This is a genomic window from Paenibacillus sp. JT31N11 (genome assembly GCF_056269285.1).
On record NZ_JBWDNQ010000002.1, the window covers coordinates 352776 to 367278 of the forward strand.

A 14503-nucleotide genomic window follows, 5' to 3' on the forward strand; every position below is an offset into this window, starting at 1 on the left:
CGTCTTCTCAATATGAATTTTAGGCCATACTCATCTGGTCCTGTTCATCCGATGCAGCTTCGTTATTCTGAAGCAGGGAGCGGAAGCGATCCCCGCCCAGCGTTTCTTCGGCAACAAGAACATCAAGCGAATGCAGGAAAACCTTCTTATGTTCAGCAAGCATCTGTTTGATCCTGTCCATCTGCTCGTCGAGTATCGATCGGGTAATGGTCGCCCAGCGGTCAGGCGTCATCATGGACCCGTCTATGATGCCAAGCTCAGTCAGACCGGATTCCACCATCGACCGGACAATGCTCATCGCCTGATCAAAGTCGCCCCGCGAGCCGGTGCTGCGGCCGCCATAGAATAACTCTTCCGCCGCAGCCCCGCCCAGCGCGATCATAATTTGACCTTCAAGGAACTCCTGGGTATAGAGGTAATGGTCCTGCTGCGGATTGTGGCGCACATATCCAAGTGCTTGCCCCCTTGGGGACAGCGCTACCTGTGATACACTTCCCGGCCGCACCAGCTCTGCGGCGATGGCGTGCCCAAGCTCATGAAGCGCGACGCGTTCCCGCTCCTCCTTGGTCGACTCGCGGTCCGTTTTCTCGCCCATCATCACTTTATCGATCGCCATCGACAGATGGCGCTGGGAGATAGCTTCGCTCTCCTCGCGCATCGCATAGATCGCCGATTCATTCATAACACTCTCGAGCTGGGCGCCGGAGAAACCAAACGATTCCTCCGCAATCTTCCCCAGATTCACTTCGTCATGCAGCGGCTTGTTGCGGGCATGAATCCGCAGAATATGATCACGGCCCTTCTTGTCGGGCAGATCGACGGTGATATGCCGGTCGAACCGTCCGGGACGAAGCAAGGCGCTGTCCAGCGTTTCCTTGCGGTTCGTCGCTCCTATTAACAGAATACGCGGCTTGTCGGCCGTATGAATGCCATCCATCTCCGTCAGCAGCTGATTCAGCGTCTGGTCGTATTCCTTATGCTGACCTCCGTCGCGTTTGCCGCCGATCACATCAATCTCGTCGATAAAAATAACTGCGCTTCCCTTATCGGCTTTGGCCGCCTTCTGCCTTGCTTCCTTGAACAAATCGCGGATCCGGCTGGCGCCGACACCCACATACATCTCCACGAATTCGGAGCCCGAAGCTGCAACATAGACAGAATCGGTGTAGGTTGCAGCCGCTTTGGCAAGCAGCGTTTTGCCTGTACCGGGAGGCCCTGCAAGCAGGATACCCTTGAGCGGTCTAATTCCGAACTTGGATATCCGCTCTTCCTGCACGAGAAAATCAAGCGCCTCGACGAGCTCCTGCTTGGCCCTTTCCTGACCTCCGATTTCGTCAAAAGAAAGGGGTGCAGCCGCTCTTGGCTTGCCTTTGCGCTCGCCGCCAATCGTTGCCAAATTGCCGCGGGAACGCGCGACATACAACAAACCGATGACCAAAGCCATAAAAAACACAAGAGGAATCATATTCAGACCGACAATAAACTGCAAAAATAAAATCAGAACCGGGAAAAAACCAAGCGCTATTTCCTTGATATAATTACGCATTCGGCCACGCTCCCAACTGCTCCGGCGCTCTCGGCAGGACAACATGCTTCACGGAATCGCCGTCTTTCAACGTGATATATACATTCTCATTATCCATTTCCGAAGCAGCCTGAATGCCGTCGAACTGCTGCTCCGCCTGTTTTAGCGTCTGGGGAATATCCGCATAGTTGCGGTGATCCATCGCCTGGGCAATTCCGAAGAGCATGGAAGACCATACATCATTTAATTTGTCTTGATTGGTGCCCTCCTTAATTTGAAGACGAAGCTCGCGGCTGCCAATAACGGATTTCCCTTCACTGGTGATCTTGTTGTATACCTCCCTGACATCGGCATTCTTGTCCAGCGTCAGTTCAACGGTTACGCTATTTTGATTAATGTCCGGCTTTGCTTCCGTTACGCCGGGGATTTGCGATAGAATCTGTTCAAATGGTTTGACAGTTGCCATATTTCTGTACATATACCAGCCGCCGACAAGCAGGCATGCTGATAATACAGCAGTAATTAAAGTGGGGATCCATTTAATTTTCATGGCATGAAGCCTCCTTTGCCGAACGATATGATATATTTGTATCTATCATCTTTGCTATACGATAGTATATCATATTTTCAACCCGATAGGCATGAGAAAAAACAGGGAATGCTTGGCCCGATTGCGGCTGCATTCCCTGTTACGAGGTGTTTATCCAGAAGACAATGTGTAAGTGATGATGAATGAACCATCTCTGAATTTATAAAAATCATAATAATTATATTGCGCGGAGGCTTCCTTGCTGGAATAAAACACTTCCCAAACCGGCTCTCCACCCAGCATTCCGAGCTTAATATGATAGAGCTCCGCCGCCGGTTTATTTTGCAGAAAACGGGATTTGATCTCCGACTCGGACACGCCTTCTTTGGCTTTGAGCTTGAGCGGCTCCTTCGTCATCCATACATAAGCGTCATCGCCGTCCTGATCCTTTCCTTGCACAACCCAAACAGGCTGATCCCAGACAAACTTGTGTGAATCGGTCGCTTCCTTAAGCCCACCAGCCTTTACCGCCGATGCTTCTATGCTGCGTTCTTCCTCCCAGAGCGAGGATTGCACCGAGCGGTAGTACATGTTCAATCCGACAAGGATCAGAATGACGATTACGATACCAGACAGAAACCACTTGCCCTTGCTCATGACGGACGGGCGCCGTTGACGGTTCCTCCGCATTACCGATGGAGCAGCCTTTCAAAGCTTTGCTGTGCTTCCGCCCGTATTTTAGCCTCATCCATGAGCAGACAAACACCGCCGGAAACCACCTGCCTGCCATTAATCCACACATGCTTCACATCGCGGCCCGATGCGGCATACACCAGATGGGAAACCATATCGGTCTGCGGATAAAAATGCGGCTGTTCCGCGTCAAGCGCGATAAAATCCGCTTTCTTGCCAACCTCGAGCGTACCCAGCTCCTTCTCCTGCCATACGGTCTTCGCGCCGTTCACAGTTCCCAGCTTCAATGCCTCATACGCTGGAATAACGGTGGGATCGCCGGAGATGCCTTTATGAATCAAAGCGGCCAACCGGATTTCGTCGAACAGATCCAGATTATTATTGCTGGCTGCGCTATCGGTCCCCAAGGAAACCGTAACACCTGCCTGAATCAATTCCGGTACGCGTGCTACACCGCTAGCAAGCTTCAGATTGCTGGCCGGATTATGCGATACACCGACATTTTTCGCGGCAAGCAGGGAAATTTCCTCATCCGTCAAATGTACGGCATGCGCAACGAACGACGGACGCGAGAAGAATCCGAGCTTATCCAGATGCTCGACAGGGCGGCAGCCGTATTCATTCACATTCTGCTGCACCTCTGCAGCCGTCTCGGACATATGGGTATGTAACGGGACATCGAGCTCATGCGCCGCATCTATTATGCGTTCAATATAATCGGGAGGACAAGTATAGGGTGCATGCGGGGACATCATAGTGGTGATTCGTCCATCCGCTTTGCCGTTCCAGTCTCTGGCGAAGCTCTTGGCTTCCTCCAGCTTGGCCGTCTGCACATCCGGCGGGCATAAGCCGATAACGCCGCGCGTCAACACCCCTCTGATACCCGATTGCTCCACAACCTCGGCCACGATATTCATCCGGTCGTACATATCCACAAAGGTCGTGGTGCCGGATTTCAACATCTCGATCACGGCAAGGGAAGTACCCCACCGGGTATCCTCATCGATATACTTGCCCTCCATTGGCCACATCTTCTGCTCCAGCCATACCTGGAGATTCTGATCATCCGAGTAGCCGCGCAGCAGCGACATTGCCGCATGACCATGCGTATTTATCAGGCCAGGCATGAAGATGAGGCCGCTTCCGTCCATACGCAGCGCGCCTTCCGGCAGCGGGCTTGGCGGCTGTTCGCCCAGATAAGTGATGAGGTCATTTTCAACCACCATATGCCCCTTCAACACGGGAGCCTTTTCGTTCATTGTCACAAAGGTGCCGTTCTCAATCCATAACCGGTTCATCCGTTTCGTCCCCTTCTTTTTCCAGGTAATAGGCCAAGCTTAGCAGCTCCGTCGTAAAATCGGCATAATGGATACGAACATGCTCCGGGACGCGAAGGATCGTGGGGGCAAAATTCAAAATGCCCTCCACACCGGCTTCCACAAATCCGTCCGCTACATTCTGCGCTTCTGCAGCAGGTACCGTAATGATGCCGATGCGGATATTGCGGGCAACGACGATATCCTTCAACTGATCCATGGGCATGACGACCAGACTGTTGATCGCTACCCCGATCATGGCCGGATTAGCGTCAAAAACAGCGGTAATTTTCATATTATCTTTTAAATACGTATTGTAATTGCACAAAGCCCGACCCAGGTTGCCGGCACCGACAAGTCCGACATTCAGACCTTGGTCGAGCTTGAGGATTTGGCGGATTTTCTCTATCAGATAGGATACATCATAACCGATCCCCTTGCGTCCAAATTCACCGAAGTAGGCGAGATCCTTGCGGATTTGGGCCGGATTCAGATCCAGTTTGTTCCCAAGCTCCTGGGAGGAAACCGTCTGCACGTCCCTCTTGCTCAAATCGCTGAGAACCTGCAAATAAACCGGGAGCCTGCGGACGACTGCTTCGGATATTTTCTTCATGACTTCACCCCTTCTTGACCTACGGACAGCCATTCCCCGATTCGCGGAACGATCTGTTCCAAGTGCATATGCTCAATCTTCGGCCCTGGAAGCGAGTAAAGAAAATACTTGCCATAATACGTATCGATGACCCGTGTATCATAAATCAGGACAATCCCCCGGTCCCGGTTGGTGCGGACCAACCGTCCGAACCCCTGCTTGAAACGGATAACCGCCTGGGGAATGGACAGTTTCATGAATGGATTCTGCTTCTGCTCCTGCAGCAGCTCCGATTTGGCTTCAACGAGCGGATGATTGGGTGGTTGAAAAGGCAGCCTCACAATAGCCAGGCAGGTGAGCGCATCGCCGGGAATATCAACCCCTTCCCAGAAGCTGCTCGTTCCCAGCAGCACCGATGCCGCCTGCTGCTGAAATCTGCGCGTAAGCTTGCTGCGGTTCCCGCTGTCAATTCCCTGTCCGAGCAGTTGAATTCCGCTTGGAGCCAGCAATTCCTTGAGCGGATCATAGACCTGGCGCAGCATCCGGTAGGAGGTAAACAAAACCAGCATTCTCCCTTTTGTCTGGATAGCGGCTTCGGCCAATGATTTGATCAGCATTTCATTAAACAGCGGATCACCCGCCGCTCCCTTCAATACGGGAAAATTGCGCGGAATGATGACCAGCGCCTGATCCCGGTAATTAAATGGAGATGGCAGCTGAACCGTTTTAAGCCGTCCGCTTTGTTCATCCTGGTTCAGGCCCAGCTGCTCACAGGCATATTGGAAGGACTTCTGCACCGACAATGTCGCCGAGGTCAGCACAACGCTCCGTTTCAAATCAAAAAAATAATTGCGCAGCTGCTCGCTGACATTGGCAGGCACGGCGTACAAATGAATGGACTTGGCCCGATAATTATTATTCGCTTCGATCCAGTAAACCATTTCCTTCTTGTCGGCCTTCATAAACTGGCGAAGATCATCCCTTGCTCTGGCCAGATCCTTGACCGTGCCGCTCAAATCCGTAACAAGCGCGGCAATTCCTGAATCATCCAGCTCCTCTTTGATCTCGGTGAAGAGCTTATCCAATGGCCGGATAATTTGGCTCAGATAACCATGGACAACCTCTTCCGCAGCCTGTGCTTCCGACCATTGACCCGGCAGTTGGCTGCTGCGCAGACGCAGTACCAGCTGGCCGGATTCGCCTGAAGCCTCCTGAGCCATTGCGCTTCCCGGCTTGCCGCCTGCCGCACCGAAGCCCAGAAAGGTGAACAGCATATCAAACAAGCGGTCCCATTCATCGCGGAGTTCCCCAAATACGGGCACGACTTCGTCGATTTGCTCCCGCCATTTGGCCGTACGTTCCATATCTTCATTGGACAGCTTGTGCCTAAGCTGAATAAGCTGGCCATTACGCGCATCTTTGCATAAGCGGCCAATGGGATGCTGAACGGTATGATAGGAAACCTGGGTTCCCAGATGCTTGCCCGCCACTTCCTCCAAATGATGCGCCTCGTCCACAATCAGATGATCGTAACCGGGAAGCAGGCGGTGATCGGCGCGGATATCCGTAAACAGCATGGAGTGGTTCGTGATCACGACATCCGCGATGTTGGCCTCCTGCTTGGCCCGGTGGTAATAACAGCGCTTGAACCAGGGACAGCTGCGGTTAAGGCAGGAGTCGGCATCGCTTGATACCGTGCTCCAGAAATCGCTGCCCCTGTTGCCGAAATTAAGCTCCTCCTGGTCGCCATGCTCCGTCTCGCTCAGCCATACCACCATCTGAGCCGCCGTGATCCTGTCTTCATTGCGCGAAGCAAAATCCTGCGTTTGCACCTTGGCTTCATATTTTCGCAGGCAAAGATAATTCCCGCGGCCTTTAAAAACAGCCGCCCTGAAAGGATAAGGCATAACGGATTGCAGCAGCGGCAGATCGCGCTGGCGGAGCTGTTCCTGAAGATTAATGGTATGTGTGCTGACGACTATCTTTTTGCCCTGCTGGACACCATAGTATAGAGCCGGTATCAAATAACCCAGCGATTTCCCCGTGCCTGTGCCTGCTTCTATCATCAAATGATGGTCGTGCTCGAAGGCATCGATCACTTCCTGAAACATCATATTCTGGGGCTCCCGCTCCTCGTAACCGGGATTCAGAGCGCGAATTCCATCTTTTATATGCGTCAAAAAGTCATCGAACGACCAGTCATGAACCGACTCCGCCTCACCCGCCTCGCTTCGTGGAGGCTGCTCCTCCGTCCATTCACCCGCCTTCATGGCAAATTGGCGAAAGTACGTATAAGCATCCAGATCAACGGAAGCCTGCATTTCCTTAATCGTTACCATTTGCCCGATAAACCAAGCCATATCGTCAATATCGTCATCAAATAAGCTGACTAGCCGCTCAAGCGTCATAAGCGGAAGCTGTTCCAGCTTCTTGTAGCACTCAATGAACAGCTCAGCCGTCGCCATTGCATCGCTGTCCGCCCGGTGATGCTGATCATGATCAATGCCGAATAATTCCGTAACCGCACCCAGCTGATACGTGGTGAGTGTCGGATATAGGACACGCAGCAAGTCGATGGTATCCAGTCTTCTTCCGGCAAAAGGCATATAGCCGCTGCGGTCGAGCGCCGAGCTCAGAAAACCGGCGTCAAAGCCGACATTATGCGCGACCAGAACAGCGTCATCCAGCAGAGGAATGAGCTCCAGGAGCACATCCTCCACCGATGGCGCATTTTGAACCATGGATTCATCGATTCCGGTTAATTGGGTAATAAATGGCGGGATCGCAATGGTGGGCTTGACGAATGAATTATAAGAACGGGATATTTGCATCGCTTCATCTATAATAACAAGTCCAACCTGTATAATCTCATCGCCGGCACTATGTCCGGTCGTTTCCAAATCCAGTACCGCATAATTCATCCGGCTATTACGTCCTTTCGCAAAAACTAAAGCTGCCCGCTCCCGAAATATAACGACAAGTGGCCGGCCGAATGCTGCTGGCAGGACTTGATATTGGAGATGGGATCGGGAAATTCGGGATCGGATTCATGCGCTTTTACAAAATAACGCTCAGCCTGCTCCAAATTCATCCTGACAGCCTGTATGCATCCCAGCGCATTGAGTCCGAGAGCCCGCCATTTGGGATTATCCGTTATTTCAACAAGCAGTTGAAAATGCCGCTGGGCCTCGTGCCATTCCTGAAGATGCATAAAGGACATTCCCAGAAAAAGCTTTGCCTCATTATGCTCGGGTGAATAATGCAGGGCTTCCGTAAAATGCTCGGCAGCTTCTTTGAACATAAACAGTTTAAAGTATCCTTCGCCCCTGGTCATCGCCTGCTCAGACGCTGTCTCGTCATTCTCTCCGGCCGCATCTTGTGCAGGACACACAGCCGCTTCAGAAGGAGCAAACGGATGCTGCTGCAGCTGAAGGTACTTCTCGGCTTCCTGCAGGCTTGCAAGCTCCTCTGAAGGCGCTGTGGCAGCCGTCATAGCCGGAGCTTGAAGCTGAGCGGACTGCAGCTCGCGGAAATCAGCCATTTTCTCTTCAAACTGCAGCCAATGCTCAATGAAGCAGTCGCTGAATTCCTTCAGGAAAGCAAGCTTTTCATCCAATTGTTTTTTTTGCGCGGCATTTGCATGAGGATAATGAATCATAATTTCGTCCAACGTTTCATGCAGCGTTCCAAACACCTGTTTAATCATCGCCTGCATCCCACCTTCACTTGATATCGTGAATTTGTTATGCTCATTCTTTGCCCCGGCCCCTGTTTTCATACCCCATCCCAGAGGTTACACAGGCTTGGCATTGCATGCGGCGAGGATTGGACAGCTTACAAAATTGTGGCGTGAATTTCTTCCGTCATGGTCTGCACAGGGCGGTTGGCCTCATCGACGATGACGACTTTAGGTTTGTAGGTTTTTGCTTCTTCTTCACTCATCATAGCATAACAGATAATGATCACATTATCTCCAGGATGCACAAGTCTGGCCGCTGCTCCGTTCAAACAGATCACACCGGAGCCGCGCGGCCCGGGAATCACATACGTTTCCAGACGGGCGCCGTTATTATTGTTGACGATCTGTACCTTTTCATTGGCCCAAATATCGGACAGCTCCATCAAATCTTCATCAATGGTAATGCTGCCTACATAATTCAGATTAGCTTCCGTGACGGTTGCCCGGTGTATTTTTGATTTCATCATTGTCCTAAACATTGTTTTAAGCACCTCCATACGGTTCCACGATACGATTGTCAATCAGCCGGGTTTTGCCGAATTTGACAGCTAGCGCAATAATAAGCGCATGAGGATAATTTTTGAGCTCCATATCCGTACCCGGCTCGCTCAAATCAGGATATTCCAACAGCTCGGCGTAGTCGATTTCGGCAAGCGGCTCCTGTCCGATAAAAGCGCTTAGGCGCTTTTTTAGCTCGGGAGCCGTCATGCCGGGCTCAGCTATCCAGCCCTCTGCCTGCTCCAGTGCCTTGAACAATATGACAGCCTGGGCACGCTCCTCCTCATTCAAAAACACATTGCGCGAGCTCATGGCCAACCCGTCGGATTCGCGCAGCGTTTGGCAGCGGACAATCTCCACGGGAATGTTCAGGTCGAATACCATCCGCTCCACAACCGCCACCTGCTGCGCATCCTTCATTCCAAAGTATGCCCGATCCGGCCTTATCAAATTGAACAGCTTGCTGACCACGGTTCCCACTCCGTCAAAATGGCCCGGCCTTGAGGCGCCGCACAGCCGCTCCGTTACCTCGCTGATCAAAACCTTGGTCAGCGGTTTCTTCGGATACATCTCTTCCAAACTTGGCATAAACAATAAATCGATTCCGTTGTTTTCCGCAATCACAGTATCCCGTTCCCGGTCGCGGGGGTAACGGTCGAAATCCTCATTTGGACCGAACTGGAGCGGATTAACGAAGACGGACAAGACGACATAGCCGCATTCCTCTTTAGCCCGTTTCATCAGGCTTGCATGTCCGTCATGAAGAAAGCCCATCGTGGGCACAAGTCCGATCTTTTCATCAGGAAACTGGCGTCTTCGCTGCTTGAGCTGCTGATATAGTTCATTCAGGGTTGTGGATACGATCATGGGAACTTCGTCTCCTTCTTCCCGGCTGATTCCGAATTGGACGAATTACTTCCGTATAAGTGCTTAAGCGGCTCCTGCTCCGATAAAAAAACATGCTCCTGCTGGGGGAATGCCCTGGATTTCACATCCGCGACATACGCTCCGATCGCATTGCGCACAGTCGTACCCAAATCCGCGTAAGTTTTGACAAAGCGTTTCTCCCGGTAGGGTGAGGCATACTGCAGAATATCATGGTAGACCAGCACCTGCCCGTCACAGCCGCGCCCGGCGCCGATTCCAATGGTCGGAATGGTCAGAGCTTCCGAGATGGCTTCCGCCAGTTGCTCGGTTACAAGCTCCAGCACAATAGCAAACGCGCCTGCTGCTTCAAGTGCCTTGGCATCATCGATCAGCTGCTGGGCTTCCCTCGGAAGCTTGCCCTGAACCTTGTAGCCTCCGAGCTGATGGACCGATTGCGGCGTCAAACCGATATGGCCCATAACCGGTATGCCGGCCCGTACGCAGGCGGCAACCTCCTCGGCGATGTCAGCGCCGCCTTCCATTTTGATGGCGTGCGCATAGCCTTCCTGCAGCAGTCTGGCCGCATTGCGCAGCGTCGTCTCGCTGCCCAGCCGGTAAGTCATGAACGGAAGATCCGTTACAATAAAGGTATTCTGCGCACCGCGGGCCACCGCCCTGGAATGGTACACCATATCATCAAGTGTTACAGGTATTGTCGTATCGTAGCCAAGCACAACGTTGCCCAGGGAATCGCCGACGAGAATAACGTCGATGCCGGCTTCCTCGGCCAGCTTGGCGGATGGATAATCATAGGCAGTCAGCACTGAAATTGGCTCGCCGCTTTGCTTCATTTTTTTCAACTTCGTAATAGTCAACGGTTGTTTCATGAGCTTTCTTCCTCCTTCTTGGTAGTATGCTTATAAACGCAAAAAAACCTTTCAGCTGCCGCTAAAAAGGTCCCCATCCAAAAAGGAACGTCTTGATTGCCACAAGCGGCTTCCTTCTGTCTCGGTCCCTAACGGCTCAGAGCAGAGTACGCACTGCCATGCAAAAGACATCAAACAACCACTATGATTGCCATGAGTTGATTCCATCGGTGCGGTTCTTTTCAAGAATGATACCGCCCTGAAATCAAGCTTTGATGAATACCTTTAGTATAGCAAATAAACGTCTTCCCGTCCATCAACGGTTCGCGGACGGGAAGCTTATATCTGCCGAGAATACGGGAACTACCGAACCATCGCTGCACTGTACAAGCAGCGCCCCGCGGTCGTCAAGACCAATCGGCATTCCTTCGACAACGCCTGAGGGCGTGGTCAATCTGGCCGGCCTATGAAGGGTAATGGCGAGCGCTTCCCACAACGTGCGTATCGGCGTGAAGCCCTCCTTATGGTAGACCGTGTAGAGCTGCTCGAATTGCACAATGAAAGCGGCGATAACCTCTGATCTCTCTACTGGCCGGCCGAGTACAATCCGCAGGGAGGTAGCAATCTCCAGCAGCTCCTGCGGATAATCCGCTTCCTCCAGATTCACGCTGATCCCGATTCCAGCCACCACATAGCGCAGCCGTTCATCCTCCGCTGTTGACTCCAGCAGAATGCCGCTGATTTTCTTGCCTCCAATAAGCAGGTCATTGGGCCACTTGATGCCGATATCCAGCGGTGCGATGGACTTGAGCGCGCGGCAGAGCGCCACCGCTGCAAGCAGTGTCAGCTGCGGCGCAAACTGCAGCGGGATGCCTGGACGCAGCACCATGCTCATCCAGACTCCCTTGCCTGAAGGCGACACCCAATTGCGTCCCATCCGGCCGCGTCCGCTGGTTTGCTGCTCTGCAATAACCAGCGTCCCTTCAGGCGCGCCCTCCTCAGCCAGCCGCTGTGCAACGTTTTGCGTGGAATCCACTGAATCCAGCAGCTTGATGGAGGGGACGAAAGAGGTATCCCGCAGCTTATCCAGAAGTTCAGGCAACGTCAGCTTCGAAGGTTTGCCGAGCAGCCGGTACCCCAGTCTGCGTGAAGCTTCGATCTGATAACCCATCGCTTCCAGCTTTTTGATATGCTTCCATACCGCTGTGCGGCTTATATTCAAATCCCGGCTCAACACTTCGCCGGATAAATAACGGCCTTCCTGCTGCTCCAATAGCTCAATAATCCGATTATCCATAACTGCTCCTTGCCGGCGTTTGATCAGCCTTCCGGTGAATTAGACCTGTATAGTCGCTCCGCATATTGCAGCAGCTGTTCCTTTTCGTTGGCCACTTCTGCGAAAGCCGCAGCCTGGAGCAGCCTGTTTAACAGCAGTCCCAGCCAGGGCCCGGCAGGCTTCCGGAGCCGCTGAAGAACTTCCGAACCGTCCACAGCAAGCTCAGACAGCACTGCTGCCGGCAGAGCAGAGAGCTCATGGGCCAAATGAATAAGCAGAGCTTCGTTTTGGGCTGTCAACGTCCTGCCGGAATGGTCAGCTGTATCAGAATTCCGCTTCTCAGAGCCATCAATTCCTCCTGCTATGAGCATAGGAAGCATTCCAGAAATCCGCAGCCATGCGCTGCATGCAGGCTTGCCCTGCTGCAGAATCAACAGCTTCCACTTGCGGTCCAGCTCGTCCCGCTTTATGTCCTCCCGCGGCAGGCAGGCTTCAATTGCTTCAACCATCGAAGCCTGAACAACAATAACGGACGACAAATGCACCGTTCGTTTGACAGAGAATCGGAAGGCCTGGAACAGCTGCAGCGCGTCCTGCCTGGACAAGGCCATTGATATGCAAACAGCTGCCCAGCGGTCATCAAGATCTACGATTTGTGGAAGATCAGCGAAGATTTCTCCGGGCGTTCTAGTCCATCTTCGATCCTTCATAGCAGCAGGCAAAGAAGCTTTTGTATAATCCATCAGCCCGCTTGATATCAGCCAAGCCCCTGCCTTGTCCGGATGCGCACCGCCAACCATTTTGTCGCATTCTGCGCCAATCCGCTCCATCGCAATATGGACCAGCAAGCCGCGGTGCCTTTTCATTGCCCGCCAGGTTCCCAAAGCAATCCGCAGCTTGAATTCTGCAGCAAATCTCACCGCACGAATCAATCGCAGCGCATCCTCCTGAAATCTTTTATCGGGATCGCCGACACAGCGCAGAACACCGCGTCTGATATCTTCCATGCCGTTCATAGGATCCACAAGCTCTCCATTTGAACGCAAAGCCATGGCATTGATTGTAAAATCACGCCTCTGCAAATCCGCTTCCAGCTCCTTGACGAACTGTACGGAGGCAGGTCTGCGAAAGCCCTCATAATCCGATTCTGTCCGGAAGGTTGTCACTTCATACAACTCATCGTTCAGGATCACGGAGACCGTTCCATGTTGAAGCCCGGTAGGGATCGTCCTGCCAAACAGCTCCATAACCTGATCCGGCGTTGCTGCCGTGGCGATGTCAATATCCTTCAAGGGATGCCCAAGCAACGAGTCGCGTACGCAGCCGCCGACAAATACAGCTTCAAATCCATGGGATTCCAAGGTTTGCAGAACAGGGAGCGCAGCAGTAAGGGACTCGTTCCATATGCTCCTCACAATTAATCGCACACCGGAACCGGAATTTCGGCTTCAATGCCAAGTACCCGGTAATAGATCCGCTCATATTCCGCCGTGATCAGATCATTGCAGAATTGGGTGCGCGCTCTATGGAGGCATGCTTCGCGGAACTGCTGGTACATGGTTTCATCCTGCAGCAGCGAAATGGCATGGTGCGCCATATCTTCTGTATCCCCGATCGGGGAGAGAAACCCGGTTTCTCCGTGTGTAACAAGCTCAGGTATTCCCCCTGCAAATGAACCGATCGTAGGCACACCGCACGCCATGGCTTCAAGCGCGACAAGACCGAAGCTTTCCTTCTCCGAAGGCAGCAGCATAATATCAGCAATGGAAATCACATGCGCCACATCATCCTGCTTGCCAAGAAAATGGACCTTGTTCTCGAGCCCAAGACTGCGGATTTTATGCTGGACCTTGGGCAGATCCGGTCCTTCTCCCACCAGCAGCAGACGGCTGGGGACTTGCTCCGAGACCTTTGCAAATATATCCACCACATCACTGACCCTTTTCACCGGCCGGAAATTGGATATATGCATGAGAATTTTTTCGTTCTTGCCGACAAAATCACTGCGCAGCGATGAACATTCCCGGGGGTAATACACCCGTTTGTCGACAAAATTATAGGTCAGATCAATCGGTTTATTTATATCCAGCAGATCACGGGTCTCCTGAATAAGATCATTGGAGACCGCAGTGACGGCATCGCTTTTATTTATAGCCAGGCGGATTAAATCCTTAAGCGATTCATCCTGTGCGAGCACGGTAATATCGGTGCCGTGAAGCGTTGTAACGGTCTTTAGACCTTCTCCCACCATTTCTTTGGCCAAATAAGCGCAAATGGCATGGGGAACGGCATAATGGACATGGAGCAGATCCAGATTTTGCATTTTGGCTACTTGAGCCATTTTGCTGGCCAGAGACAAGTCATAAGGCGGATAACGGAAAACATAATAATCGTTGACTTCAACCTCATGATAAAAAATATTTTTCTGAAAATGGCCAAGCCGGAATGGGACACTATGCGTAATGAAATGAATTTCATGTCCTCTTTCAGCAAGCAATTTGCCAAGCTCCGTTGCCACAACCCCGGATCCGCCCAACGTCGGATAACAGGTAATTCCGATTTTCAAACGTCTTTCCACCTTTGACACCCCCGCTGTACGCTG

The 14503-nt window shown here is 52.3% G+C and carries 13 protein-coding genes; all 13 read right to left on the reverse strand.

All coding sequences use genetic code 11. The features are described 5' to 3' along the window. Window positions 1-19 precede the first annotated feature (19 nt). Window positions 20-1546, reverse strand: a complete 1527-nt coding sequence (locus tag AC0YNV_RS09625) for an AAA family ATPase (protein WP_475767832.1) — start codon at window positions 1544-1546, stop codon at window positions 20-22. Beyond that, window positions 1539-2075: a hypothetical protein gene (locus tag AC0YNV_RS09630; RefSeq protein WP_475767834.1), complete on the reverse strand. Its 537-nt coding sequence runs from the start codon at window positions 2073-2075 to the stop codon at window positions 1539-1541. Before AC0YNV_RS09630 ends, AC0YNV_RS09625 begins: the two co-directional genes overlap by 8 nt. A 150-nt stretch (window positions 2076-2225) precedes the next feature. Continuing rightward, window positions 2226-2711, reverse strand: a complete 486-nt coding sequence (locus tag AC0YNV_RS09635) for a cell wall elongation regulator TseB-like domain-containing protein (protein ID WP_475767835.1) — start codon at window positions 2709-2711, stop codon at window positions 2226-2228. A gap of 32 nt (window positions 2712-2743) precedes the next feature. Then, complete coding sequence (locus AC0YNV_RS09640) at window positions 2744-4045, reverse strand: amidohydrolase (RefSeq protein WP_475767837.1); 1302 nt, start codon at window positions 4043-4045, stop codon at window positions 2744-2746. Beyond that, window positions 4026-4676, reverse strand: coding sequence for a redox-sensing transcriptional repressor Rex (locus AC0YNV_RS09645; RefSeq protein WP_379114585.1), 651 nt, complete (start codon window positions 4674-4676; stop codon window positions 4026-4028). The genes AC0YNV_RS09640 and AC0YNV_RS09645 overlap by 20 nt, the downstream gene beginning before the upstream one ends. Then, window positions 4673-7576, reverse strand: a complete 2904-nt coding sequence (gene dinG / locus AC0YNV_RS09650; RefSeq protein WP_475767839.1) for an ATP-dependent DNA helicase DinG — start codon at window positions 7574-7576, stop codon at window positions 4673-4675. The genes AC0YNV_RS09645 and dinG overlap by 4 nt, the downstream gene beginning before the upstream one ends. Before the next feature lie 26 nt (window positions 7577-7602). After that, window positions 7603-8361, reverse strand: a complete 759-nt coding sequence (locus AC0YNV_RS09655; RefSeq protein ID WP_475767841.1) for a tetratricopeptide repeat protein — start codon at window positions 8359-8361, stop codon at window positions 7603-7605. 128 nt (window positions 8362-8489) lie between these two features. Next, window positions 8490-8873 carry an aspartate 1-decarboxylase gene (gene panD, locus AC0YNV_RS09660; protein ID WP_475767843.1) on the reverse strand — a complete coding sequence of 128 codons (384 nt, stop codon included), beginning with the start codon at window positions 8871-8873 and terminating at the stop codon, window positions 8490-8492. Between the two features lie 4 nt (window positions 8874-8877). Next, a complete protein-coding gene (gene panC, locus AC0YNV_RS09665; RefSeq protein WP_475767845.1) occupies window positions 8878-9759 on the reverse strand; it encodes a pantoate--beta-alanine ligase in 882 nt (293 codons plus the stop codon). Next, window positions 9756-10646, reverse strand: a complete 891-nt coding sequence (panB, locus tag AC0YNV_RS09670; protein WP_475767847.1) for a 3-methyl-2-oxobutanoate hydroxymethyltransferase — start codon at window positions 10644-10646, stop codon at window positions 9756-9758. Before panB ends, panC begins: the two co-directional genes overlap by 4 nt. Before the next feature lie 295 nt (window positions 10647-10941). After that, window positions 10942-11922, reverse strand: a complete 981-nt coding sequence (locus AC0YNV_RS09675; protein WP_475767849.1) for a biotin--[acetyl-CoA-carboxylase] ligase — start codon at window positions 11920-11922, stop codon at window positions 10942-10944. Window positions 11923-11945: 23 nt separating this feature from the next. Continuing rightward, on the reverse strand, window positions 11946-13316 hold the full coding sequence (locus AC0YNV_RS09680) for a CCA tRNA nucleotidyltransferase (RefSeq protein ID WP_475767851.1): 1371 nt from the start codon (window positions 13314-13316) through the stop codon (window positions 11946-11948). Window positions 13317-13318: 2 nt separating this feature from the next. Continuing rightward, window positions 13319-14479: an N-acetyl-alpha-D-glucosaminyl L-malate synthase BshA gene (gene bshA / locus AC0YNV_RS09685; protein ID WP_475767853.1), complete on the reverse strand. Its 1161-nt coding sequence runs from the start codon at window positions 14477-14479 to the stop codon at window positions 13319-13321. Window positions 14480-14503 lie beyond the last annotated feature (24 nt).